Genomic DNA, 23,992 nt, shown 5'->3' on the forward strand with positions numbered 1-23,992 from the left:
CGCGCCCGCCGCCGCGCCGAGGACGGCGCGGCGGCCCACGGAGGAGGCGGATCCGGGGGCGGGGGAGGCGGCCGGGGTGGCGGAGCGGGTGTGCGAGGGGGTGTGCTGACGCATGCGGAACTCTCCCTGCAGTCATGAACGAGGGGCGAAGGCGTGCGGAACGGTGGGGGTGCTCCGTCAGCATGTAAGCGGTTGCTGTCGAGCCGCAAGAGGGGTCGGGAAGTTACTGTGATTTTCTATGGCCAACTGCGGACAGGCGGGAAGTAACCGGTCACTTCCGGAGCGGTCTGCCGGACCGGGGCGCCACGGAATCGCGTACCACGATGTGCGTGCCGAGTCGCAGCGCGCCGGTGGTCGGCTCCCGCCAGTCGTCCTCGTCCCCGCCGGACACGGCGAGCCGGACCGCCTGCCGCCCCATCTCCTCCAGCGGCACATGGACGGTGGTCAGCCGGGGGCGCAGCTCCTGGGCGACCGGGATGTCGTCGTACCCCACCAGCGAGACGTCCTTCGGAACCCGGACGCCCGCCTCCTCCAGGGCCTGCGCCGCACCGGCCGCGACCATGTCGTTGGCCGCGAACACGGCAGTGAACTCGGGACCGCCCCGCAGGAGTTCGGCCATCCTCCGGTACCCGAAGCCACGGCTGAAGGCGCCCGGCTGGGCAAGCTCGGGATCGATGGCCACGCCCCGCAGCTCCAGGGCGCGGCGGTGCCCGGCGAGCCGGTCGCGGGTGGTGGAGAGCTTGGGCGGCCCGCCCAGGTAGAGGATGCGCTCGTGGCCCTGCATCAGGAGGTGGTCGGTGATCGCGAAGGCGCCGCCCTCGTTGTCGTACTCCACGGCGGCGGTCGGCGCGGACTCGCCGAGCGGGGGCCGGCCGCACAGGACCAGCTTCGAGCCGCCCGCGTCCAGCTCGCGCGCCCGGCGGGCCAGCTCCGCGGTGTAGCCGCGGTCCGCGAGGGAGCCGCCGACGACCACGACCGCGTCCGCCCGGCGCTCGTGCATCAGGTCGATGAAGGCCAGTTCGCGCTGCGGGTCGCCCTGGGTGCAGCAGACCAGGCAGAGCCGTCCGCCGAGCGCCGCCTCCCGCTCCACACCGCGCGCGATGTACGCGTAGAAGGGGTCGATGACCTCGTTGACGATGATGCCCACGGTGCGGTTGGAGACGCCGGCCAGGGCGCGGGCGTGCGCGTTGACCACGTAGCCGAGCTCGCGCATGGCGGACTCGACGCGCTCCCGGGTCGCTTCGGCGACGGGGTAGTTGCGGTTCAGGACCCGTGAGACGGTGGCCGTCGAGACGCCCGCGTGCCGGGCGACGTCGGTGACCGTCGCCCGCCGCTGTCCGTCCCCGGCCGTGCTCTGCCGGCGCATCCGGCTCACCCCCTGAAGGCTGTTGTGTGACGACGAGCCTAGTGCCGTGGCGGGCGTGGCCGGCCGCGTCGCCGGAGCCCGCGGCGGAAGGGCGGTCACGCGATCCGCCCCAGGTCGGCCCGGTGCACGGGGTGCCCGAACGGCTCGCCCCGCGCGTAACGCGCCAGCTCGTCCACGGCGAGGGCGCCGAGCCGGCCCACCTCGTTGCCCTGGGCGCCCGCCAGGTGCGGGGTCAGGAACACGTTGGGCAGGTCCCACAGGGGGTGGCCGGCCGGCAGCGGCTCGGGCGAGGTCACGTCGAGGACCGCGTCGAGCCGGCCGCTGACCAGGTGCCCGGTCAGCGCCTCGGTGTCCACGAGCGGGCCGCGCGCGGTGTTGACGAGCAGCGTCCCGGGCCGCATCAGTCCGATCCGGCGGGCGTCGATCATGTTCCGGGTCTCGGGTGTGTCCGGGGCGTGCAGGGTCACCACGTCGCTCGTCGCCACGAGGGTGTCCAGGTCGACCGGGGTCACGCCGAGGAGGGCGGCCTCGGCGGCGCCGACGTACGGGTCGTGGAGCAGGACGTCCCCGTCCAGTGCCGTCCGCAGCAGCTCGATCACGCGGCGTCCGATGCGGGAGGCGCCGACCACGCCGACGGTCAGCCCGTGGGTGCCGAGCCAGTGGTGGCGGTCCAGGTCGGCGGCGGTGCGGTGGGTGCGGCGGGTCCGGTAGAGGCCCGCGAGCGGGAAGACGCGCTTGGCGCCCATGATGATGGCCGCGAGGGTGTACTCGGCCACCGGCACGGCGTTGGCCGCGGCGGCCGAGGAGACGACGATCCCGCGGTCGAAGGCGGCCGGTGACAGGAAGGTCTTCACCGTACCGGCCGCGTGGACGACGGCCCGCAGCGCGGGCGCCCGGTCCAGCAGCGCCGGGTCCACCGGCGGACAGCCCCAGCCGGTCAGCAGCACCTCCGCCTCGGACAGCGCCCGGGCGGCGGCCGGCGAGTCGAACTCGCTGATCACCGCCGGATCGAGCAGCTCGGCGGTCTCCTCGAGACGCGACCGGACGGCGGGTGGGAAGACGTCGTCCAGCAGGCCCGTGCTCATGACCAGAACCGTGCGCGGACGCCGCCCGGGCGGCTCCGCTGCCTCGGTACCGGAACGGGCCGGTGCCTCTTCGGTGGTTCGCACCCTGCCTCCGGATAGTAATCGTGTTCTATCGAGTGACGGGCACGCTAGGGAGGTCGATGGCCGACCGTCAAGCGCTCGACCTGCCGAAATGAGACGTTGCGGGTGGTCTGTTCACATTTACTACCCCGGAAATCGCCTCGAAGATCGACGACCGGCGAAGACGTTCGTGCGGATCCCTTGACGCTTGGGTTAACCGCTTACTAACTTGCCGCCGCAGAAGGCACACCACGCGCCACCCAGCCGAACAGGACCCACCATGGCTGACACAGCACCCCCGCTGCCGCGCGAAAAGCGGCGAACGCGGCGAAAGCAGGCCGAGGGGCCTGCCCCGCGGCCCGGCCCGAACCTCGCCGCCCCGCACCGGCTGACGCTCGGACAGCGCCTCAAACGCGACCGGGTGATGCTGCTGCTCACCCTGCCCGGCCTGCTCTACTTCATCGTTTTCCACTACGTGCCGCTGCTCGGCTACGTGGTGGCGTTCCAGGACTACCAGCCGTACCTCGGGTACATGCACAGCGTCTGGGTCGGCTTCGCCAACTTCTCCGCGGCGTTCAGCGAACCGGCCTTCTGGAGCGCGACGTTCAACACCCTGGAGATCGCCCTCGTCCAGCTGGTGTTCTTCTTCCCGGTGCCCGTCGCCCTTGCCCTGCTGCTCAACAGCATCGCCAGCGACCGCATCCGGCGCTTCGTGCAGAGCGTCGTCTATCTGCCGCACTTCATCGGCTGGGTCATCATCGTCTCGATCTTCCAGCAGATCCTGGGCGGCGCGGGCGTCCTGCCCGACGTCCTCGGCAGCATGGGCCTGCCCCGCTACGACATGATGAGCGACCCGGACGCCTTCCCCTGGCTGCTCACCCTCCAGGTGGCCTGGAAGGACGCCGGCTGGGGCACGATCATCATCCTCGCCGCCCTCCTCAACATCGACCGGCAGCAGTACGAGGCCGCCGCGATCGACGGAGCGGGGCCCCGGCGCAGGCTGTGGCACGTGACGCTGCCGGGCATCGCGCCCGTGCTCATCCTGCTGCTCATCCTCAACCTCGGGCAGATCCTCTCCGTCGGCTTCGAGCAGATCCTGCTCCAGCGCGACGCGGTCGGTCCGGACGCCGGCGAGGTGCTCGACACCTACGTCTACTACCACGGCATCAGGGACAACGACTGGGGCGTCGCCGCCGCCGTCGGACTCGTCAAGGCGGTCATCGGCACCGCACTCGTGCTGGGCGCCAACAAGTTCGCCCACCGACTCGGCCACGAAGGGGTGTACCGCGGTGCTGACCGCTGAGAAGACGCGCGCCACGGCCCGGACCACCGCGCCCGAGCCCCCGCCCGCCCCCGCCCGCAAGTCCGACGGCCGTCCGCCGTGGATGGAGCGCCCGACCCGCATCGGTCAGACCGCGAAGGCCGTCGCCGTCGTCGTGGTCGTCCTCGCCGTCGCGTACCCGCTCGTCGGCGTCATCGGGACGAGCTTCGCCTCGCAGACCGACATCATCAGGAGCTCCGGCCTCGTCCTGTGGCCGGACCACCCCACCCTCGACGCCTACCGCACCATCTTCACCGGCGGCGTCGTCAGCCGGGCCCTGATCGTGTCCGTGGGCATCACCGTGCTCGGCACCCTCGCCAGTCTGCTCGTCACCGTCGGCATGGCGTACGGGCTCTCCCGGCGCGAGGTCACCGGCTCGCGCTTCATCCTGATGACAGCCCTGTTCACCATGCTGTTCAACGCCGGCATCATCCCGAACTTCCTGCTGGTCAAGGGACTCGGGCTGTACGACACCTACGCGGCGCTCGTCATGCCCACCCTGGTCAGCGCCTTCAACCTGGTCGTCCTGCGCTCCTTCTTCATGAACCTGCCGGAGGAGCTGTACGACGCGGCCAAGGTGGACGGCGCCGGGGACTTCCGCATCCTGGTCCGCATCGTCCTGCCGCTGTCCAAGGCCGTCCTCGCCGTCATCAGCCTCTTCTACGCGGTGACGTACTGGAACGCCTTCTTCAACTCGCTCCTGTACCTCAACGACTCCGACAAGTGGCCGCTGCCCATGGTGCTGCGGACCTACGTCCTCCAGGGCCAGAGCCTCGACTCCGCCTCGGCGGGCGAAGTGCTCGCCCCGCAGCAGGCCGTGCAGATGGCGGTCCTGGTCATCGCCGTCGTCCCGATCCTCTGCGTCTACCCCTTCCTCCAGCGCTACTTCACCAAGGGCGTGCTCACCGGCGCCGTCAAGGGCTGACCGCCGCCCTCCATTCCTTCCTTCCCTTCTTCCAAGGAGATCCAGGTGCCGAGCTCCACCCCCGTCAACCGCAGAGCACTCTTCCGCCTGGGTGCCGGCGTCGGTCTCGGACTGGCGGCCGCCCCGCTGCTGGCCGCCTGCGGCGACGGCGGCACGACCGCGAAGGCCGAGGCGAAGAGCGCGTCCCTGCTCCCGCGCAGCGCCGTCCGCAACATCGGGCTCAAGCCCGACCTGGAGGGCACCGCGGCCGGCGTCCCGCAGGGCTTCTTCAGCTACCCGGCCAAGCCGCTGCGGGCCACGAAGACCACCCCGCTCAAGGGCGCGAAGCCCATCAGCGCGGCCATGGAGACCTTCTCCCCGCCGCCGCCCTCGCGCGGCAAGAACGCCGCCTGGCAGGAGATCGAGAAGCTGCTCGGCGGCCAGGTCGACATCACGGCCGTCCCCGCCGACGACTACGGCACCAAGTTCTCCACGATGGTCGCCAGCGACAGCCTGCCCGACCTCTTCATGTACCCGGAGAGCGGCGGCGTCGACAACAAGGCCGCCTTCCTCCAGGCCAAGTGCGCCGACCTCACCCCGCACCTCGCCGGGGACGCGATCAAGGACTACCCCAATCTCGCCGCCATCCCGAAGGGCGCCTGGCAGGGCGCGATCTTCGGCGGCAAGCTCTACGGCATCCCGATCGCCCGCACCGGCACCGCCGGCGCGGGGGTCTACCGGCACGACCTCTTCGAGGAGGTCGGCGTCACCAGCCTGGACCAGATCACGGACCTGGACCGGTTCGTCGAGGTCTGCAAGGAGCTGACCCGCCCCAAGGAGGACCGCTACGCCATCATCGCGGGCGTCACCACCATGCTCGCCATGTCCGCCGGAGCACCCAACTTCTGGCGGCTGGACGAGAAGACGGGCAAGTTCACCCTCGACCTGGAGACCCCGGAATACCGCACCGCGGTCGAGACGGCCCGCGCGCTGTACAAAGCCGGCTGCTACTACCCGGGCACCCTCCAGATGTCCGGGGCGCAGAAGGCGCAGTACACGGACATGTTCAAGAACGGCAAGGGCGCGTACGTCTACGACGGCATGCCCACGTACCTCGCGCCGGGTGTCGGCTACATCGCCGCGATGAAGGCCATCGACAAGAAGTTCGACCCGCGCCCCTTCGTGCCCGTCGGCAAGGACGCCGTCGCCTGGATGGACAACGTCGCGCTCCAGAACACCCACATCAGCAAGGCGTCCGGCGACCGCGTCAAGGAGATCCTGCGGTTCGCCGACTTCGCGGCCTCCCCGTTCGGCAGCCTGGAGTACACCCTCATCAACTACGGCGTCGAGGGCAAGGACTTCACCCGCGACGACAAGGGCAACCCGGCCCTCACCAAGCAGGGCACCCAGGACGTCACCGTCCCCTGGAAGTTTGCCGCGTCCGCGGTCCCCGCGATCTTCAGCGCCGACTCCGAACAGGGCGTGCGCCACGTCCACGACACCTTCACCAAGATGATCCCGATGATGGTGCCGGACCCGACCCTCCAGTACTCCTCGCCCACCTGGGACTCCAAGAGCGCCGGCAGCCTCGGCACCCTCAAGGGCGACGTGCTCAAGGACATCGTCGCCGGCCGCAAGCCCATGTCCGCCTACGACCAACTGGTCAAGGACTACCTGGCCAAGGGCGGCGAGAAGGCCCGCGGCGAGTTCGAGGAAGCCTTCCAGAAGGGGAAGAAGTGAGCACCCGACGCTCGGTCCTCGCGCTCGGCGGCGCGGCGGTCGCGGCAGCCGTCACCGTCCCCGCCCTCGGCGCCCCCGCCGCCGCCCGGCCGCACGGCTTCCACCCGGAGCCCGGTTCCGACGGCGTCGGCGACCCGCTCTTCCCGACCCTCGGCAACGGCGGCTACCAGGTCACCCACTACGACCTGACCTTCGACTTCACCCCGGTGACGTACGACTTCACCGCCACGGTGGAGATCAGCGCCAAGGCCACCCAGGACCTGTCCTCCCTCAACCTCGACACCGACGGTCACACCATCGACGGCGTCACCGTCGCCGGCCGCCCCGCCACCTGGCAGCTCACCGCAGGCCGGAGCGGCCAGGAACTCACCGTCACCCCGGCCCGCCCGATCCGCGACCACCAGGCGTTCACCATCGAGATCCGCTACCGGGGCAACGGCAAGGCACCCCGGCTCGGCCTCACCGGCTGGCGGTTCGGCAGCGACGGCGGCTTCGCCTCGGCCGCCCAGTCCTCCCGCGCCGACACCTTCCTGCCCTGCAACGACACCCCCTCCGACAAGGCGACCTGGACCTTCCACCTCAGCGCCCCCGAGGGCTACGTCGCCACCGCGAACGGCGAGCTGACGCACCGCACCCCGCGCGCCGACGGCTCCACCGTCTGGCACTTCGCCCTCCGCGAGCGCATGGCCACCGAACTCATCGGCATCGCCGTGGTCAAGGGCACCTACCTGTACGGCAGCAGCCACCGCGGCCTGCCCCTGCGCCACATCGTGCCCCGGGGCCAGGAGGACACGTACGCCCCGGTCGTCGCCCGTACCGCCGACCATCTGGCCTGGCTGGAGGCGAAGTTCGGCCGCTATCCGTTCTCCGTCTACGGGGTGCACATCTACGACGGCTACACCGACGCGCTGGAGAACCAGACGCTGTCCCTCTTCGGCACCAACTGGTTCAAGCCCAACGCCCAGGGACAGCCCGGCTACGAGACCACCATGGTCCACGAGCTCGTCCACCAGTGGTTCGGCGACTCCGTCACCCCGCACGACTGGCAGCAGGCATGGCTCAACGAGGGCCCCGCCGTGTACTACGCCGGTCTGTACGGCGAGGAGCGCGGCTGGTCCGTCCTCGCGGACAAGATGAAGGCCACGTACGAGAAGCTCGACGCCGTCCGCGCCGCCGACGGCCCGCCCGGACTGCCCAAGGCGCTCGGCGGCACCAACATCTACGACGGCGGCGCCCTCGTCCTCTACGCCCTGAACCAGCGCATCGGCCGGCGCGCCTTCGACACGGTCATGCGCGAGTGGGTGAGGCGGTTCAAGGACTCCACGTACACCTCGGAGCAGTTCATCCGGCACACCGTCGACACCACCCGCGACCGCTCGCTCGACCCGTTCCTGCGCGACTGGCTCTTCGGAGCCGTCAACCCGCCCATGCCCGGCCACCCCGACTGGAAGGCCACTGCGTGAACCGCCCCCTGAACGTCCTGCGAGCCACCGCCGCATCCGCCACCGCCGCCCTTCTGACCGCCCTCCTCGCCGCCCCCTCCGCCGGAGCCGCGCCCGCGACCCGCACCCTGTACGCCGCCCCGGACGGCCGCGGCTCCGCCTGCACCGCCGCCCGCCCCTGCACCCCGGAGGGCGCCCGCGACCTGGCGCGGACCGAGCACCGCCGCGCCGTCCGGGTCCTCCTGAAGGACGGCACCTACCGGCTCGACGAGCCCCTGAAGCTCGGCCACGCCGACTCCGGCACCACCTGGACCGCCGCCCCCGGCGCCCACCCGGTGCTCTCCGGCGGCCGGGACCTCACCGGCTGGCGGAAGAACGCCGACGGCACCTGGACCGCCCCCGTGCCCGCCGGTGTCACCCCACGCCAGCTCTTCGTGGACGGCCGCCGCGCCACCCGCGCCAGGGGCGAGGCGTGCCCCGCCGCCACCTGCGACGCCACCGCCACCGGCATGACCGGTGCCACCGCGACCGGCATCGGCCACTGGGCGCACCCGACCGACGCAGAGGCCGTCATCCGCATCCGCTGGCGCAACTACCACTGCCGGATCGCGGGCGTCAGCGGCGACACCCTCACCTTCACCCAGCCCTGCTGGACCAACTCCGCGAGCGGCACCGACCGCACCGGCCCCGCATGGGACACCACCGCCGTCGACTCCACACGGTACAGCGGTGTCGCGTTCTTCGAGAACGCCGCCGAACTCCTGGACACGCCAGGCGAGTTCGTGTGGAACTCCACCGACCGCACCGTCACCTACCTCCCGCGCGACGGCGAGAACATGCGCCACGCGCGGGCCGTCACCCCCCACACCGAACAGCTGCTCACCGTCGACGGCGCCCACGACCTCACGGTCAGCGGCATCGGTTTCGCGTACGCGGCCTACCGGCAGCCCGGCACCGACGAGGGCTACGCGGGCATGCAGGCCGGTCTCACCCTGACCGGAGCCACCGGCCCCGTCGACCACGCGGGCCGCTACTACACCAAACCGGCCGCCGCGCTCACCGTGCGCGGCGGCCGGCGGGTCACCGTCGACTCCGCGAGCTTCACCCACCTCGGCGGCGCCGGAGCGATCCTGGAGGCCGGTTCCCAGGACAGCGCGCTCACCCGGTCCACCTTCACCGACCTCTCCTCGGGCGCGGTCTACGTCGGCGACACCGAGCCCGTGCCGGAGCCCGCACTCGCCGGCGAGCGCAACACCGTCGCGTACAACACCATCAGCCGCACCGGCGTCGAGTACACCGACGCGGTCGGCATCTGGGCCGGTTACGAGGCCGGGCTCACCGTCGACCACAACACCCTGGACCACCTCCCGTACTCCGCGATCTCCGTCGGCTGGGGCTGGAACCAGCCCGAGGCGCAGAGGTCCGTGCTCCGGGACAACAAGGTGACGAACAACCGCATCACCGACGTCATGGAGGTCGCCCGGCAGCAGCACGACGGCGGCGCCATCTACACCCAGGGCGCCCAGCCCGGCACGGTCGTCGGCGGCAACTACATCAACCGCTCCGCGTACGGCAACACCGAGCGCGACGGCAACGGCATCTACCTGGACGAGCAGTCCTCGTACATCACCGTCGAGAACAACGTCATCACCCGCATCGGCTACAAGTGGGTGTCCAACTGGGCGGACTACGGCATCCGGAACACCGCGCGCGGCAACTGGACCGACACCGCCGCCCCCGCCCTCGGCGGTACCGGCTCCGTCATGACCGGCAACCACACCGGCCTGGACCGCCTCCCGGCCGCCGCCCTCGCCGTCGCCGCCCGCGCCGGAGCCCACGGCGGCCCGGTCGAGCAGCTGCGCACCGACCTGGCGCGCACCGGCACGGCCGCCCAGTCCTCGACGGACGGCACCGCCACTGCCGCGCTCGCCCTGGACGCCGACACCAACACCGACACCCGCACCCTCGCCGAGCCGGGCGCCTGGTGGCAGGTGGACCTCGGAACCACCCGGCACATCCGCCAGGTAGAGGTCTGGAACGACGCCTCCACGACGACGGCCGGCTTCGACATCGTCACCGACGACGCCACGATCCACGTCAGCGGCAAGGCCCTGCGCCCCACCGTGGTGGACCTGGACAGCCGCACCCGTACGGTCCGCGTCGTGAAGACCGGCACGGGCCGGGTCGCCCTCTCCCAGGTACTGGTCCACTGAGCGTGCCCACCCGGACACGGAGGGCGGACGACGGGAAAGCGGTTCGTGACCACCCGATGAAGTGCGGTATTGTTCTCATGCGCGTTCGGCCAGGGGGAAACCCCAGGTCAGGCGGGCATCGGGACGTGGCGCAGCTTGGTAGCGCACTTGACTGGGGGTCAAGGGGTCGCAGGTTCAAATCCTGTCGTCCCGACTGGTGACAGTCGTCGGCCGAGGGCCGGTTTCGGAGAAATCCGAAACCGGCCCTCGGCCGTTTCCGGGACCGGATCAGAGGCCGGCCCTCAAGAAGCGGCCCCGTCCGTGATCCCCGCCACGAGGGATGCGCCGAGCCCCGCCAGTGCGTCCGTGAGCAGCTTCATCGCCTCCGTCAGCGAGCGGGACGGATCGGCCTGCCAGGCGACGAACGCGCCGTCGAACCCGGCGATGGCGAAGTAGTCGAGCCGGTCCGCGACGGCCTGCGCGGCCTCGACCCCGTAGGCGGCGAACGAGTCGGCGATCAAGCGGTTCATGTGGGCGCGGCCGTCCCGTCGCACCCGCGTGATGATCCCCTCGACCTCGGCCGCCTCCGCCGCGTCCGCGACCTCGGCGTTCATGACCAGGATGAGATGCAACCGCAGGAAGTCGGAGTGGGTGAGGGCGACCTCGCCGGTGCGCCGGAGGTACCAGTCGAGCCGTTCCCGGTGGCCGCCCTCGCGCGGCGGACGGGCCTGCGCCTGTGCCATGTCCGCGAAGAACGCGTAGGCACCGTGCTCCATCACCGCGGACAGCAGTCCGGCCTTGGAGCGGAAGTGGTGGTAGACGGCGCTCTTGGGTACCCCCGAGGCGCGGCTCAGCTCCGAGAGCGTCGTCGCCGCGAATCCCCGCTCGGCCATGAGGCGGGAGGCGGTCTCCAGGATCTCGTCCCGGGAGCGTCGTCCCCTGCGGTTGCCGGCCCTGTCGCTCCTGGGTTCCACGTCGCTCCTGGGTTCCACGCGGCGAAGCATACCCGGGTCCTTTCGGCCGCAGCTTAGGCACCGGGGCCCGCTCCGCACGTTGATTCTGCTGTGCGGAATCCATCTCTCCCGCCCTTGACCGGCGTGTTTCAGCCATGTGACAGTCCCCACTATTGGACTGAACGACCGGTCCAAAACTTGGACGGCAAGGAGGCCGCCATGCCCCAGAACTTCGATGCGGACGTCGCCGTCATCGGCTACGGCCCCTCAGGCGTCGTCGGCGCTCTGACCCTCGCCCGGCAAGGCGCGAGCGTCCTCGCACTCGAACGGGACAGAGACATCTACGGGCGGGCACGGGCCGTCACGGTCAACGACTGGACCATGCGCATCTTCCAGGGCCTGGGCATCGGCGAGCGCATCGAGAAGGTCATCGACCCGCAGCGGGCCCTGCGCTGGGTGACCTACGACGGCGACGAGGTGATGCGCATCGAGCACCCGCCGTCGACGCTCGGGGCCACCTCGCGCTTCTACAACATCTACCAGCCGGCCATGGAGAGCGAACTGCGCTCCTGCGCACAGGAGCGGGGCGAGCTGCTCTCGGTGCGCTACGGCGCCGAGGTCACGGAGATCGAGCAGGACGACTCCGGCGTCACGCTCACCACGACGGACACCGCGACCGGCGAGGTCGCCCGCCACCGCACCCGGTACGCCATCGCCGCCGACGGTGGCAGCAGCGCGACCCGGCAGCGGCTCGGCATCCCGCTGCTCGGCGACACCAACGAGACGACCTGGGTGGTCGTCGACTGCCGGGTCAAGCGCTGGTGGCCCGACCGCGACTTCCTCACCTTCTGGACGGACAAGGAACGCCCGGTCGTCGACATCGCCCTGTCGGCCGGCAACCACCGCTGGGAGATCCCGCTCAAGCCGCACGAGACCGAGGCCGATTTCCCCACCAGCGCCGCGGTGTGGCCGCTGCTGAAGGCGCTGGGGGTGAGCGAGGACGACGTCGAGATCCACCAGCACGCCTTCTACCGCCACCACGTGCGCATGGCGCAGACCTGGCGCTCGGGCCGGGTCTTCCTCGCCGGCGACGCCGCGCACCTGATGCCGCCGTGGGCGGGCGCCGGAATGCAGAGCGGCATGCGTGACGCGCACGACCTGGGCTGGAAGCTCGGCCGGGTGCTCGCCGGACGGCTGCCCGAGGCGTGGCTCGACACGTACGAGGAGGAGCGCCGCCCGAACGCCGCCTTCTACACCTCGCTCGCGGTACAGCTCGGCCGGGTGATCAAGCAGGAGATCTCCGACGACGAGCGCGCCGCACTGAACGCGCCGCCGCCGCCGGGCCTGTGCACGCCGTTCGAACCGCCGTTGAACGCACCGCCGGTGCTGGAGGCCGGCTGGCTGCGCGGCCCGCTCGGCGATGCCAGCGTCGTCGGCCGCATGGTCCCGCAACCGGTGGTCGGCGACACCGTGGGCCGGATGGCACGGCTGGACGAGCTGCTGGGCGACGCGTTCGTGCTGCTGGGCGACGACGTCGACCCGGCGACGCTGCTGAGCGAGGAGGAACGCCGGCAGTGGGACGCGCTCGGCGCGCGCTACCGCGCGGTGCGCCCGCAGAACGCCTACACCCGAGGCCCGGACGAGCTGGTCGACCTGGAGGGCGTGCTCGGTCCCTGGCTGCGCCGGTACGGCGTCCGCGCGGTGGCCGTGCGCCCGGACCGTTTCGTCGCCGCCGCCGACACCAGCGGGCTCGCCGTCCCCGCCTAGGGACTGTCCGACACCACCCCCGTCTTCAAGGAGAGACCCCATGAGCGGAGTCAAGGAACTCGCGTACGTGGTCTACGAGGTCAGCGACCTCGCCGAATGGGAGCACTTCGGTGTCGACCTGCTCGGCATGCAGCTCGGCGAACGCCACGCCGACCGCCTCACCCTGCGCCTCGACGAGAAGGCGCACCGCTGGATCGTCACCCGGGGCACGGCCGACGACCTGGTCGCCAGCGGCTACGAGGTCGAGGACGCCGCCGCCCTCGACGCCCTCGTCGACCGGCTGCGCGCGGCCGGGCTCCCGGTCGAGGAGGGCGACGCGGCACTGGCCGCCGTCCGCCGGGTCGAGCGGGTCTTCACCACCACCGACCCGATGGGCAACCGCCTGGAACTGGTCACGGGCCTCGCGGACGCCGACACCCCGTTCGCCTCCGCCTCGCTGCTCGGCGACTTCGTCACGGGAGCGGGCGGCGCCGGACACCACGTGCTGCTGGCGCACGGGGTCGGCCGCGAGGAGTACCTGGCGTTCTACCGCGACCTGCTGGGCTTCCGGATCAGCGACATCATCGTCGAGGAGCTGGCGCCCGGGATCGTCGCGGACCTGATCTTCCTGCACTGCAACGGCCGCCACCACACGGTCGCGTTCGGCGACATGCCCTCCACCAAGCGCATCCACCACTTCATGGTCGAGGTGACCGACATCCGGGACGTGGGCCGTGCCTACGACCGCTGCATGGACGCCAAGCAGCCGTTCGAGATGACGCTGGGGATGCACCCCAACGACCAGATGTTCAGCTTCTACGTCTTCACCCCGTCCGGCTTCTCCGTCGAGTACGGCTGGGGCGGACTCGTCATCGACGACGCCACCTGGCAGGTGCGCACCCTCGACCGGCTGCACAGCTGGGGCCACCGCCCGCCCGGCGCGGTGGCGGGCCTGCTGGCCGCGGCCCCGCCCGCCCCGACGACACCCCCCGCCCCGCCCGCGCCCGCCGCGCCGGGCACCGACGTGCACGAAGGAGGCCGGAGCTGATGGCACTGGTCAAGGAGGACACCGCCCGCAGCGTCACCACCCGCGACTGGACGCTGCGCTACTACGAGGCCGGCGAGGGCCACCCGCTGGTGCTGCTGCACGGCAGCGGGCCGGGCGCCACCGGCTGGAGCAACTTCAGCGGCAACATAGCGGCGCTCGCCGAGCACTTCCGTGTGTACGCCGTCGACATGCCCGGCTGGGGCGAGTCCGACGCCGCGACCGTGGACCGGCTCGACCACGTCGACGCCGCGATCCAGTTCCTGGACGCGATGGGCATCCCGCGGGCCGCCTTCGTCGGGAACTCCATGGGCGGCCAGACCTCGCTGCGTCTGGCCACGGAGCACCCGGACCGCATCAGCCACCTGGTCACGATGGGCCCCCCGGTCGGCCGCATGCCGAGCCTCTTCGGCGCGGGCGGCGGCCCCTCCGAGGGGCTGAAGGTCCTCATCGAGGCGTACCGGGACGCGAGCCCGGAGAACATGCGGCGGCTCGTCGAGATCATGTGCTACGACAAGGAGCGCTTCGCCACCCCCGAGCTGTGCGAGGCCCGTTCGCAGGCCGCGCTCGCCCGCCCCGAGCACCTGGCCAACTACGTGGCGGGGCTGCCGCAGGGGGCGCCGCTGCCGCGCTGGGTGGACCCGGCCCTGCTGTCCGGCATCTCCGTGCCGACGCTGCTCATCCACGGCCGCGACGACCGGGTGGTGTCCTTCGAGAGCTCGCTGTTCCTGCTGGCGAACATCCCCGACTCACGGCTCGTGCTGCTCAACCGCTGCGGGCACTGGGCGATGATCGAGCACGCCGAGGAGTTCAACCGGCTGGTCATCGACTTCGTACGCGGGAACCCCGGCGACGCGTGACGCCCAGGGGCGCGGTCCGCTGACGGCCATGGGCGGTGCGGGGCTCGCGTGAGCGCTGCCCCCGGCCCCGGCGTCGGCCGCGGGCGGGGCGACCGTCCGCTCCGACCTCCGGGTCCCGCACGTGGGACGGCGGGCCGACGACGCCCCCGGACGCCCTGCCGCACCCTTCCGCGGCAGGGCGTCCGCGTAGGCGCGCCTCCGGTGCCCCCGGGGGCCCGCGGCGGCACGCCCGGCACGTCACCCCCGGACGGAGGCCGTCGACGGATCGCCCAGGTCCCTCTCCACGGCGTGCGCCGCGGCGTCCAGCGTGGCGACGAGGGAACGCAGGCGCTGCGGGTCGTAGCGAACACTGGGCAGGGAGACGGACAGGCCGGCCAGCGCGGTGCCGTCCGGACCGCGCACCGGCACGCCGACGGCGACGAGCCCGCGCTCGGACCGCTCCCGGTTGACGGCGAAACCGTTGCGGCGCATGAGGACGAGTTCCTGGCGCAGCTGGGCGAGGTCGGGCCGGTCGGCCGGGTGGTCCCGCTCGCCCTCGGGGGCGTAGACCTCCTTCAATTCCTCGTCGTCCAGCTCGGCCAGCAGCAGGAGCCCCGCCGTGGTGCGGCGGGCGGGGAACACCATCCCCTCCCGTGAGCCGACCCGGAGCGCCTGCCGGCACTCGACGCCGGCGATGAACCGCACCGTCTCCCCGGTGCGGACGATCAGGTTCGCCGTCTCGTCCAGGAGATCGACGACACGGTTCAGGTGGGGGAGGGCCACCGTGCGCAACCGTGACACCAGCGACTGCGAGTGGGCGGCCAGCTCCAGCACCGGGCCCGCTCGGTAGACGCGGTCCTCGCCCTGCACCGCGAAGTCCCGGTAGACGAGCATCGCCAGAATCCGGTGAGCCGTCGAGCGTGCGACCTCCAGGCGTTCCGCGAGCTGCGCCACGGTCGCGCCGCCCTCCATCTGCAGGATGGTCGCCGCCCGCAGCGCGTGGTCCACGCTGGCGATCGGATAGGGCGGCGGCGTCTTCAGCGGCTTGTCCACGGCTCTCCCTGATTCTGGTGTGCAGAATCTCCATGTTCTCTCAGCAGACACACCGCACGCTGGTCCGGTGACTGAGCCCATTCTCACCCCAGACATCGCTGCGGACTCCCCGGTGCGACTCCACGCCCTCGCCGCCGAGGGACAGCCCGAGGTCACCCCGGCGCTCAAGGAGCTGTACCGCGGCTTCGAACAGGAACTCCTCGTCCCGCTGTGGACCGAGATCGGCGACCTGATGCCCGCCCACCCGCACTCACGAGCCGTCCCGCACCGGTGGCACTGGGAGAAGCTGCGGGAACTGGCCGCGCAGGCCGGCGACCTGGTCCCCGTGGGCCGCGGCGGCGAGCGCCGGGCCATCGCGCTGGCCAACCCGTCCCTCGGGGGACGGCCCTTCGCCACACCGACGCTGTGGGCCGCCATCCAGTACCTGATGCCCGGCGAGGACGCCCCCGAGCACCGGCACACCCAGCACGCCTTCCGCTTCGTCGTCGAGGGGTCGGGCGTGTGGACGGTCGTCGGCGGCGACCCGGTCCCGATGAACCGCGGCGACTTCCTGCCCCAGGCCGGCTGGAACTGGCACGCCCACCACAACGCCAGCAACGAGCCCATGGCCTGGATCGACGGCCTGGACATCCCCTTCCAGTACGTCACCGAGGCGCAGTTCTTCGAGTACGGCCGGGACGGGATCGGCGACGCCGAACGGATCACCCCCGAAAGGTCCCGCTCCGAGCGCCTGTGGGGACACCCCGGTCTGCGCCCGCTGTCGGCCGCCCCCGCCGCACCGGGCAGCCCGCTGCTGTCCTACAAGTGGCAGTACACCGACGCGGCCCTGCGCGACCAGCTCCTGCTGGAGAGGGAGGGCTACGGCGGCACCACCGAGCCCGGCCACGCCGCCGTGCGTTACGCCAACCCGCACGACGGATCGGACGTCCTGCCGACCGTCCGCGCCGAGTTCCACCGCGTCGCCCGAGGCGCCGAGACCGTACCGGTGCGCGAGACCGGCTCGTCCGTCTACCAGGTCTTCGACGGCTCCGGCACGGTGACCGTGGGATCGGAGACCTGGACGGTCACCCGCGGCGACCTCTTCGTCGTCCCGTCCTGGGAGCCGTTCTCCGCGAAGTCCGAGGCGGGGACCACCGACTCCGACTCCGGCGCCCTCGACCTGTTCCGCTTCTCCGACGCGCCCGTCTTCGAGGCGCTCAAGCTCGACCGTACCCAGAAGGACAGCTGACCATGAAGCTCGCCACCCTCCGCACCACCGACGGCACCCGGGCCGTCCGCCTCGACGGCGACACCCTCGTCGACCTCGGTCACACCGACCTGGGCGAGCTGTTCGCCGAGGACGGCTGGCAGCACCGGGCCGCCACCGCGTCCGGCGCCACCTACCCGGCCGAAGGCGCCGACTTCGCACCGGTGGTCCCGCGCCCCTCCAAGATCGTCTGTGTCGGCCACAACTACACCAACCACATCAAGGAGATGGGCCGGGACCTGCCGGCCCACCCGACCCTCTTCCCGAAGTTCGCCGACACCCTGATCGGCGCGTACGACGACATCGCCAAGCCGCCCGAGACCGACGCCCTCGACTGGGAGGTCGAGCTGGCCGTCGTCATCGGCAAGCAGGTGCGCCGCGCCGACGAGCAGCAGGCCGCCGACGCCATCGCCGGTTTCACCGTCATGAACGACATCTCGGCGCGCGACTGGCAGTTCCGCACCATCGAGTGGACGCAGGGCAAGATCTGGGAGGCGTCCACCCCGGTCGGCCCCTACGTCGTCACCCCCGACGAGGTCGGCGGCGTCCGCCCCGCCCTGCGGGTGAGGACGGTCGTCGACGGCGAGGTCATGCAACAGGACGACACCGGCACGCTGCTGTTCGACCCGGTGTTCCTCGTGCGGTACATCTCCACGGTCATCACCCTGCGGCCCGGTGACATCATCGCCACCGGCACCCCGGCCGGCGTCGGCAACGCCCGTGACCCCAAGGTCTTCCTCCTCCCCGGTCAGACCGTGGTCACCGAGATCAGCGGGCTGGGCGCCTGCGCCAACAAGGTGGCCGAAGGATGAACACCACCCCCCGGACCCACGCCGACGCCCGCGCCTGGGCCCGCACCGGCACCGAGCTGATGCTCGACGCCGTCGCGGGCCTCGACGAGAGCGGCTTCCAGGCCCCCAGCACGCTGCCCGACTGGACGCGCGGCCACCTCGTGGCGCACGTCGCCGCCAACGCCGACGCCCTGTGCAACCTGGTCCACTGGGCGGCCACCGGCGAGGAGACCCCCATGTACGCCTCCGCCGAGGAGCGCGCCGCCGGCATCGCCGAGGGGGCCACCCTGACGGGCGACGAACTGCGCTCCTGGCTGGCGTCCTCCGCGCACAAGCTGGCGGCGGGCCTCGACGGCCTCACCGACGAGCAGTGGCGGAACGAGGTCGTCACCGCGCAGGGCCGCACCGTGCCCGCCGCCGAGCTGCCCTGGATGCGCGCCCGCGAGGTGTGCGTCCACGCCACCGACCTCGGCACCGGTGCCGTCACCTTCGCCGACCTGCCGAAGGGCTTCCTCGCCTCGCTCGTGGAGGAGATCCGCGCCGGGCGCGGGCTGACCGGACTGCCCGAAGGTCCGCTGCCCGAGGTCGCAGCCTGGCTCACCGGCCGCCCCCACCCACTCACCGATGTCCCCGAACTCGGCCCCTGGCTCTGAGAGGTCAGTCCCATGTCCCAACCTGATGTGATCGTCGCCGGCGGTGGCCTCGGCGGCCTCGGCGCGGCGCTCTCGCTGACCCGCCAGGGCCTCGCCGTCCGCGTGCTGGAGAGCGCCCCCGCCTTCGGCGAGGTCGGCGCGGGCATCCAGCTCGCCCCCAACTGCACCCGTATCCTCGACGACTACGGCCTGTTGCACGAGGCCATACGCCTCGGTGTGCTCCCGGACGCGATGGTCATGCGCGACGCGGTCGACGGCGAAGAGCTGACCCGGCTCGACCTGCGCGACCTGGAGAAGCGCTACGGCTACCCGTACCTGGTCATCCACCGCAGCGACCTGCACGGCCTCCTCCTGCGGGCCTGCGAGCGCGCGGGGGTGGAGCTGGTCACCGACGCGCGCGTGACGGCGTTCGAGAACACCGCGGACGGCGCCCGCGTGACCCTCGCCTCCGGTGCGACCCACCGGGCGGGGCTGGTGATCGCTGCCGACGGCCTGCACTCCGTCGCCCGGAAACTGTTCGTCGACGACCGGCCCGTCTCCTCGGCGTACGTGGCCTACCGTGGCACCGTCCCCGCCGAGCGGCCGCGCGTGCGCTCCGCCGACCTGGGCGAGGTCGGCGTGTACGTCGGCCCCCGCTGCCACTTCGTCCACTACGGCCTGCGCGGCGGCGAACTCCTCAACCAGGTCGCCGTCTTCGAGTCGCCCAAGGCGCTGGCCGGGCAGGAGGACTGGGGCACGCCCGACGAACTGGACGCGGCCTTCGCCCGGACGTGCGACTTCGTCCGGGACGGGCTGCCCTTCATGTGGCGCGAGAAGTGGTGGCGGATGTTCGACCGCGAACCGCTCTTGAACTGGGTCCAGGGCCGGATCGCCCTGCTCGGCGACTCCGCCCACCCGCCGCTCCAGTACATCGCCCAAGGCGCGATCATGGCCATCGAGGACGGCTGGGTGCTGGGCGAGCACGTCGCTCGCCACAAGGCCCCCGACGGCACGGTCGACTGGAGCGCCGCGCTCGCCGCGTACGAGGCGGTCCGCCCCGAGCACTGCCGCCGGGTGCTGACCACATCGCGAGCATGGGGCGAGCTGTGGCACCTCGACGGCCCCGACCGCGAGCGGCGCAACGTCCTGCTGCGGGCCCGCGACGCCTACGACTACTCGTTCACCGACTGGCTGTACGGTCCGACCGCGCTGACACCGGACCAGGAACCGGAGATGTTCACCCCGATTCCGCTGTCCTCGGTGTCCCTCGGCGAAGCGGCGCTCCCGAGGGGCACGACGTGACCCCGCCCGGCACCGAGGCGGCGGCCGGCACGTGAGCGACGGGTGGGGGCCGGTTCCGGAGATATCCGGAACCGGCCCCCACGGCGGAGTGCGCGATGTGGTGCGACCCCTCCGACACCCCCGGACGGCAGCGTTAGGCTGTCGATCATGCCGGACAGCTCCCCCCTCATACAGAGCATGCGGGCCGCGGTCGCCGCCGCGCCCGCCGATGTACCCCTGCGCCTGCACCTGGCCCACCTTCTCCTGGATGCGGGCCGAGCGGATGAGGCCGTGGCCGAGGCGGCCGTGGCCCTTCAGCACGCGCCCGCCGACGCGCAGGCCCGGGAGTTGATGGTCCGGGCGATGGGCCTGGCGCCCTCACCGGCCGCGCCGCCGGCCCGTGAGGGGACCGGGTTCGACTGGAAGGCGGCCGAGGAACAGGTCGGTGACGCGGTGCCACCGCGGTTCGTGGAGACTCCGGCTCGCGTGGACGGCCAGGACGACGCGGGGGACACGGCGGCGTGGGACGTCGAGGAGCCCGGCGCGCTGAGGCTGGCGGACGTCGGCGGGATGCACGAGGTGAAGGACCGGCTGGAGGCCGCCTTCCTGGCCCCGCTGCGCAACCCGGAGTTGCGCAAGCTGTACGGCAAGAGCCTGCGAGGCGGCCTGCTTCTGTACGGTCCGCCCGGCTGCGGCAAGACGTTCATCGCACGGGCCGTGGCAGGTGAGCTCGGCGCGTCGTTCCTGTCGGTATCGGTGAACGACGTGCTCGACATGTGGATCGGCAACTCCGAGCGCAACATGCACGAGATCTTCGAGACCGCCCGCCGCCAGGCACCATGCGTGGTCTTCCTGGACGAGCTGGACGCCCTGGGAGCCAAGCGCAGCCGCACCGCGCACAGCGGCATGCGCAACGCGGTCGCCCAGTTGCTCACCGAGCTGGACGGCATCGACTCGACGGCGAACGAAGGGGTGTTTGTACTCGCCGCCACCAACGTCCCCTGGGACGTGGACAACGCCCTGCGCCGCCCCGGCCGGCTGGACCGCACGATCCTCGTCCTGCCGCCCGACGGGCCCGCCCGGGAAGCGATCCTCCGCTACCACCTGCGGGACCGGCCCATCGAAGGTGTCGACCTGGGCAAGCTCGTCAAGGTCACCGACGGCTTGTCCGGCGCCGACCTCGCCCACCTCTGCGAGTCGGCGGCGGAACGCGCGCTGCTGGACTCGGCGCGTACCGGCAGCGTACGGATGATCGGCATGAAGGACCTGCTCACCGCCGCGAAGGACGTCGTACCGTCCGCCGAACCGTGGTTCGCCTCCGCGCGGAACGTCGCCATGTTCGCCAACGAGGGCGGGACGTACGACGATCTGGTGGCTTACCTGAAGAAGAGGCGCATGCTGTGACCGCCGCTCTGCACCCCGCCGTCGAGCGGGCCGGTCTGCTCATCGAACTCAAGCGGTACGACGAGGCCAGGGACGTACTGGTGCAGCGGCTGGCGGACGACCCCGAGGACATCCGCGCCTGGACCAGGCTCGCCTCCGCCCATCTCGGGGAACGGCCCAACGGTCCCAAGGCGCTTGAGGCGACCGAACGGGCGCTCGCTCTGGACCCCGAGGACACCGGCGCGCTCACCATGCACGCACACGCCCTGCGCCACTCGGGACGCTTCCCCGAGACCGAGGGCGTCCTGCGCGAGGTGATACGCCTGGCCCCCGACCACTGGCACGGCTACGCCCTGCTGGCCGACTGGGTATGGCGCTTGAGGGTTTGGGCCTCGCAGCCGAATGGCGGCCAGCTCGAACGCGAGGTCCTGCTCACCGCCCTGAGGGAAGCGGACCTCATCGCCCAAGAGGCCATCCGCCTGGGCCCCGAGGAGGTCTACGCGTACGAAGTGGCGCGGCTCATCGCCGACATGGGCGGAGACACGGCCGCTGCCGCCCGGCTGGACGAGACCATCCTCCGGCTCGACCCGCACAACGAGATCGCGCTGACCCGCCACACGAAGCGGCAGGCCACCGCCCCCGGCGTGAAGGCAGCGCAGGCGGCCGCCCTCTACGCCGACGCGCTGGCCACCACGCCCGGTTCGGCGACGATGCGGCAGGGTCTGGACCACGCCTCGTACCGCCTGCTGCGCGGCATCCGCTGGCTGGCCCTTCTCTGTCTCGCCCTCGCCGCCACGGGCATCGACCTGTTTCCCACCGAGGACGAGGTACAGCGCGAACTTCCTCTCGCCCTGGGCCAGCGTCTCTGGGACCTCGTCCCCATGGCCGCGATCTGGGCCCTCGGAGCCCTGCTGCGTTACCGCCGCCTGCGGGCCGGCGTCCGCGTCAACCTCCACTCGCTGATCCGGCGCCGCGCCTGGCCCCGCGTGGTGCTGGCGCAGGCGGCGTGGGCGATGCTCATGGCTCTGCTGATCACTCAGATCCCCTGGACGGACCGCGCCGCGCCGACCGCCCTGTTCTGGGCGGGCCTGGTACCTACTGCGGCGACCCTGTGGTTCGACCGCAGAAAGGTAAGCTGAGCGTCCTTCGAGCCAGTCGCGCGAAAGTCGAGCCAGCCGCACGGAAGACAGGGGCGAGCACGGCATTGTTTCCGGATAGGGAGCCCAGGGTGTTCCTCTTCGATCTCGGTGGTGTCGTCTGTCGCTTTCACCGTGAGCGGCGGCTGGAACTTCTCGGCGCCGCCTGCGGGCTCTCCGCGCGGCGCGTCGAGTCGGAGCTGTACGGCTCCGGGCTGATCGCGGCCTGGGACCGGGGCCAGGGGAGTGCCGACGACATCGAGCGGGTGATCCGGCGGCGCCTCGGGTTCGCGGGTACGGCCGGGGAGCTGCGCCGCATCTGGTGCGAGGCGTTCGAGCCCGACCCCGAGGTCCTGGCCGCGGCCGACCTCGTACGGGGCCGGCCGACGGCCCTGTTCACGGACAACGACGCGTTGCTGCGCGCCGGGCTCCCCGAGAGGCTGCCCGAGGTGGCCGACCGCTTCGACGTGCTCGCCTTCTCGTGCGCGCTCGGTGCGACCAAGCCCGCCGGGGAAGCCTTCGCGGGCGCGCTCGGGCTGCTCGGGGCCACCGCCGGGGAGGCGTTCTTCGTGGACGACCGGGAGGCCAATGTCCGGGCCGCCCGCGAACTCGGTCTCACCGCTGTGCTCTTCGAGGGCGGTGCGGCGCTCCGGCAGACGCTGGAACGGCTGCTCGCAGGCTGAGCCGCGGGCCTCACCACACCCCGTCGCGCCCGCCCGACCCCTCCGTGGACTCGCGCAGCACCAGGCGGTGCGCCACCACCCGGTCCTGAGGGTGCTCCGCGGCCGGGCCGTCCGCCTCGTCCGGGCGGCGCGCGGCCTCCTCGATCCGGCGCAGCAGCAGCTCCACCGCGACCCGGGCCACCGCCTCCGTGTCCGGGGCGACCGTGCTCAGGGACGGCACGCCGAAGCGGCCGCCCTCCACGTCGTCGAAGCCGATCACCGCGACGTCCTCGGGTACCCGTGCCCCGTAACCGTGCAGCGCGCGCAGCGCACCCAGCGCCAGCTGGTCGTTCAGGCAGAGCAAGGCGTCCGGCCGCACGCCGGAGGCCAGCACCCGGCGGACCGCGCCGAGACCTGCACGGGGGCCTGGATCTCGTACCACGGGCCGGTGCCGTTCTCCGTGTTGGCGAGGATCGTGCGCCCGCTGTCGGAGGCGGGCGTGCCGTCCCGGTTCTGGAGCTGCTGGCCGGTCAGGAGGAGCCGGCCGTTCGCCCCACCGCCGGGCGTGGGCGCCCAGGCGATGGCGGGCGCGGCGCGGAAGTACGTGCCCCGTCCACGGTCTCCGGGCGGTAGCCCAGCGAGACGGGGGCGCCCCAGTTCCCCGTCGGGGGAGGTCCGGTAGTGCACGACGCACTGGTACTGGCCGCCCGGATTGCAGATCTCGTAGCTCATGAAGTACGTGCCGTTCGGCAGCCGGCGCACCATGGGCATCCCCGGCCGGTCCGGCTCCCAGGAGCTGGCGACGGTGTTGCGGCGGACGCCGGGGCGAAGGACAGGCCGATGACGGCGGCCAGGACGGGGGCGACAGCGCGGGCCGCCCAGCGGGCGAGGCGGCCGGTCGGAGCGGGGGAGGGGCGGGGTGCGGGTCCGGGGGTCGGCGCAAGGAGGGCACAGGCGTCCTTTCTCGGGGGCGCGAAGGCGTGGGGGGTGGCCGAGAGGGGCTGCTGGCGGCGAAACAGCAGGGCCGGATGTACATCGATGTAAACAGGGCGTACGGCTACGCGTCGCAGGGGAGGCGGGCCGAATGGCCCGCGCAGGGCGGTCGGTGTGCACGG

At 72.0% G+C, this 23,992-nt stretch carries 20 protein-coding genes and 1 tRNA gene; 16 read left to right on the plus strand and 5 right to left on the minus strand.

What is annotated here, in order from left to right; genetic code table 11:
* Nucleotides 1-271: 271 nt before the first annotated feature.
* Nucleotides 272-1,366 (minus strand): LacI family DNA-binding transcriptional regulator, encoded by a 1,095-nt coding sequence (locus tag G3I41_RS18800; protein WP_164401408.1) that lies wholly within the window; start codon nucleotides 1,364-1,366, stop codon nucleotides 272-274.
* A gap of 95 nt (nucleotides 1,367-1,461) precedes the next feature.
* Nucleotides 1,462-2,451 (minus strand): hydroxyacid dehydrogenase, encoded by a 990-nt coding sequence (locus tag G3I41_RS18805; RefSeq protein ID WP_164401376.1) that lies wholly within the window; start codon nucleotides 2,449-2,451, stop codon nucleotides 1,462-1,464.
* 340 nt (nucleotides 2,452-2,791) lie between these two features.
* Here G3I41_RS18805 and G3I41_RS18810 point away from each other — a divergent pair, with 340 nt between their 5' ends.
* From G3I41_RS18810 to G3I41_RS18835, 6 genes are all read left to right on the plus strand, one after another.
* The gene (locus G3I41_RS18810) at nucleotides 2,792-3,814 is read left to right on the plus strand and encodes an ABC transporter permease subunit (protein ID WP_164401377.1); all 1,023 of its coding nucleotides are present in this window, start codon (nucleotides 2,792-2,794) and stop codon (nucleotides 3,812-3,814) included.
* A gap of 82 nt (nucleotides 3,815-3,896) precedes the next feature.
* Nucleotides 3,897-4,757, plus strand: a complete 861-nt coding sequence (locus tag G3I41_RS18815) for a carbohydrate ABC transporter permease (RefSeq protein ID WP_164401409.1) — start codon at nucleotides 3,897-3,899, stop codon at nucleotides 4,755-4,757.
* 45 nt (nucleotides 4,758-4,802) lie between these two features.
* Entirely contained in the window at nucleotides 4,803-6,476 is a 1,674-nt protein-coding gene (locus G3I41_RS18820) for an extracellular solute-binding protein (protein WP_164401378.1), read from the plus strand.
* Nucleotides 6,473-7,939, plus strand: coding sequence for a M1 family metallopeptidase (locus G3I41_RS18825; protein WP_164401379.1), 1,467 nt, complete (start codon nucleotides 6,473-6,475; stop codon nucleotides 7,937-7,939). The genes G3I41_RS18820 and G3I41_RS18825 overlap by 4 nt, the downstream gene beginning before the upstream one ends.
* The gene (locus tag G3I41_RS18830) at nucleotides 7,936-10,131 is read left to right on the plus strand and encodes a right-handed parallel beta-helix repeat-containing protein (RefSeq protein WP_164401380.1); all 2,196 of its coding nucleotides are present in this window, start codon (nucleotides 7,936-7,938) and stop codon (nucleotides 10,129-10,131) included. The genes G3I41_RS18825 and G3I41_RS18830 overlap by 4 nt, the downstream gene beginning before the upstream one ends.
* 119 nt (nucleotides 10,132-10,250) lie before the next feature.
* Nucleotides 10,251-10,324, plus strand: a tRNA-Pro gene (locus G3I41_RS18835).
* A gap of 88 nt (nucleotides 10,325-10,412) precedes the next feature.
* Here the strand turns inward: G3I41_RS18835 and G3I41_RS18840 are convergent.
* The gene (locus tag G3I41_RS18840; protein WP_343242166.1) at nucleotides 10,413-11,102 is read right to left on the minus strand and encodes a helix-turn-helix domain-containing protein; all 690 of its coding nucleotides are present in this window, start codon (nucleotides 11,100-11,102) and stop codon (nucleotides 10,413-10,415) included.
* 180 nt (nucleotides 11,103-11,282) lie between these two features.
* Here G3I41_RS18840 and G3I41_RS18845 point away from each other — a divergent pair, with 180 nt between their 5' ends.
* Genes G3I41_RS18845 through G3I41_RS18855 form a run of 3 tightly spaced genes read left to right on the plus strand, consistent with a single transcriptional unit; the run spans nucleotide 11,283 to nucleotide 14,714 of the window.
* The gene (locus G3I41_RS18845; protein WP_164401382.1) at nucleotides 11,283-12,830 is read left to right on the plus strand and encodes a bifunctional 3-(3-hydroxy-phenyl)propionate/3-hydroxycinnamic acid hydroxylase; all 1,548 of its coding nucleotides are present in this window, start codon (nucleotides 11,283-11,285) and stop codon (nucleotides 12,828-12,830) included.
* Nucleotides 12,831-12,870: 40 nt separating this feature from the next.
* Entirely contained in the window at nucleotides 12,871-13,857 is a 987-nt protein-coding gene (locus G3I41_RS18850) for a VOC family protein (protein WP_164401383.1), read from the plus strand.
* Entirely contained in the window at nucleotides 13,857-14,714 is an 858-nt protein-coding gene (locus tag G3I41_RS18855) for an alpha/beta hydrolase (RefSeq protein WP_164401384.1), read from the plus strand. The genes G3I41_RS18850 and G3I41_RS18855 overlap by 1 nt, the downstream gene beginning before the upstream one ends.
* Nucleotides 14,715-14,951: 237 nt before the next feature.
* Here G3I41_RS18855 and G3I41_RS18860 read toward each other — a convergent pair whose 3' ends face one another.
* Complete coding sequence (locus tag G3I41_RS18860; protein WP_164401385.1) at nucleotides 14,952-15,746, minus strand: IclR family transcriptional regulator; 795 nt, start codon at nucleotides 15,744-15,746, stop codon at nucleotides 14,952-14,954.
* 67 nt (nucleotides 15,747-15,813) lie between these two features.
* Between G3I41_RS18860 and G3I41_RS18865 the strand changes: the two genes are divergently transcribed.
* From G3I41_RS18865 to G3I41_RS18895, 7 genes are all read left to right on the plus strand, one after another.
* On the plus strand, nucleotides 15,814-16,974 hold the full coding sequence (locus G3I41_RS18865; protein WP_343242167.1) for a cupin domain-containing protein: 1,161 nt from the start codon (nucleotides 15,814-15,816) through the stop codon (nucleotides 16,972-16,974).
* A 2-nt stretch (nucleotides 16,975-16,976) separates the two neighbouring features.
* A complete protein-coding gene (locus G3I41_RS18870) occupies nucleotides 16,977-17,804 on the plus strand; it encodes a fumarylacetoacetate hydrolase family protein (RefSeq protein ID WP_164401386.1) in 828 nt (275 codons plus the stop codon).
* On the plus strand, nucleotides 17,801-18,436 hold the full coding sequence (locus G3I41_RS18875) for a maleylpyruvate isomerase family mycothiol-dependent enzyme (protein WP_164401387.1): 636 nt from the start codon (nucleotides 17,801-17,803) through the stop codon (nucleotides 18,434-18,436). The genes G3I41_RS18870 and G3I41_RS18875 overlap by 4 nt, the downstream gene beginning before the upstream one ends.
* A gap of 12 nt (nucleotides 18,437-18,448) precedes the next feature.
* Nucleotides 18,449-19,717, plus strand: coding sequence for an FAD-dependent oxidoreductase (locus G3I41_RS18880; RefSeq protein WP_203601299.1), 1,269 nt, complete (start codon nucleotides 18,449-18,451; stop codon nucleotides 19,715-19,717).
* Nucleotides 19,718-19,864: 147 nt separating this feature from the next.
* On the plus strand, nucleotides 19,865-21,100 hold the full coding sequence (locus tag G3I41_RS18885) for an ATP-binding protein (RefSeq protein ID WP_164401388.1): 1,236 nt from the start codon (nucleotides 19,865-19,867) through the stop codon (nucleotides 21,098-21,100).
* Entirely contained in the window at nucleotides 21,097-22,218 is a 1,122-nt protein-coding gene (locus G3I41_RS18890) for a tetratricopeptide repeat protein (protein ID WP_164401389.1), read from the plus strand. The genes G3I41_RS18885 and G3I41_RS18890 overlap by 4 nt, the downstream gene beginning before the upstream one ends.
* Nucleotides 22,219-22,307: 89 nt before the next feature.
* Nucleotides 22,308-22,898 carry an HAD family phosphatase gene (locus tag G3I41_RS18895; RefSeq protein WP_164401390.1) on the plus strand — a complete coding sequence of 197 codons (591 nt, stop codon included), beginning with the start codon at nucleotides 22,308-22,310 and terminating at the stop codon, nucleotides 22,896-22,898.
* Nucleotides 22,899-22,908: 10 nt separating this feature from the next.
* Here G3I41_RS18895 and G3I41_RS36925 read toward each other — a convergent pair whose 3' ends face one another.
* Nucleotides 22,909-23,913 carry a substrate-binding domain-containing protein gene (locus G3I41_RS36925; protein WP_239081704.1) on the minus strand — a complete coding sequence of 335 codons (1,005 nt, stop codon included), beginning with the start codon at nucleotides 23,911-23,913 and terminating at the stop codon, nucleotides 22,909-22,911.
* Between the last annotated feature and the right edge of the window lie 79 nt (nucleotides 23,914-23,992).

The sequence above is a fragment of the Streptomyces sp. SID9727 genome (assembly GCF_010550605.1).
In the GTDB taxonomy this organism is placed as follows: domain Bacteria; phylum Actinomycetota; class Actinomycetes; order Streptomycetales; family Streptomycetaceae; genus Streptomyces.

Excerpts from the sequence above, each read along its gene's own strand:
- G3I41_RS18885 (WP_164401388.1), top strand. The coding sequence starts at position 19,865 with ATGCCGGACAGCTCCCCCCTCATACAGAGCATGCGGGCCGCGGTCGCC.
- G3I41_RS18810 (WP_164401377.1), top strand. The coding sequence starts at position 2,792 with ATGGCTGACACAGCACCCCCGCTGCCGCGCGAAAAGCGGCGAACGCGG.
- G3I41_RS18870 (WP_164401386.1), top strand. The coding sequence starts at position 16,977 with ATGAAGCTCGCCACCCTCCGCACCACCGACGGCACCCGGGCCGTCCGC.
- G3I41_RS18850 (WP_164401383.1), top strand. The coding sequence starts at position 12,871 with ATGAGCGGAGTCAAGGAACTCGCGTACGTGGTCTACGAGGTCAGCGAC.
- G3I41_RS18880 (WP_203601299.1), top strand. The coding sequence starts at position 18,449 with ATGTCCCAACCTGATGTGATCGTCGCCGGCGGTGGCCTCGGCGGCCTC.
- G3I41_RS36925 (WP_239081704.1), bottom strand. The coding sequence starts at position 23,913 with ATGTACATCCGGCCCTGCTGTTTCGCCGCCAGCAGCCCCTCTCGGCCA.
- G3I41_RS18875 (WP_164401387.1), top strand. The coding sequence starts at position 17,801 with ATGAACACCACCCCCCGGACCCACGCCGACGCCCGCGCCTGGGCCCGC.
- G3I41_RS18800 (WP_164401408.1), bottom strand. The coding sequence starts at position 1,366 with ATGCGCCGGCAGAGCACGGCCGGGGACGGACAGCGGCGGGCGACGGTC.
- G3I41_RS18815 (WP_164401409.1), top strand. The coding sequence starts at position 3,897 with ATGGAGCGCCCGACCCGCATCGGTCAGACCGCGAAGGCCGTCGCCGTC.
- G3I41_RS18855 (WP_164401384.1), top strand. The coding sequence starts at position 13,857 with ATGGCACTGGTCAAGGAGGACACCGCCCGCAGCGTCACCACCCGCGAC.
- G3I41_RS18805 (WP_164401376.1), bottom strand. The coding sequence starts at position 2,451 with ATGAGCACGGGCCTGCTGGACGACGTCTTCCCACCCGCCGTCCGGTCG.
- G3I41_RS18845 (WP_164401382.1), top strand. The coding sequence starts at position 11,283 with ATGCCCCAGAACTTCGATGCGGACGTCGCCGTCATCGGCTACGGCCCC.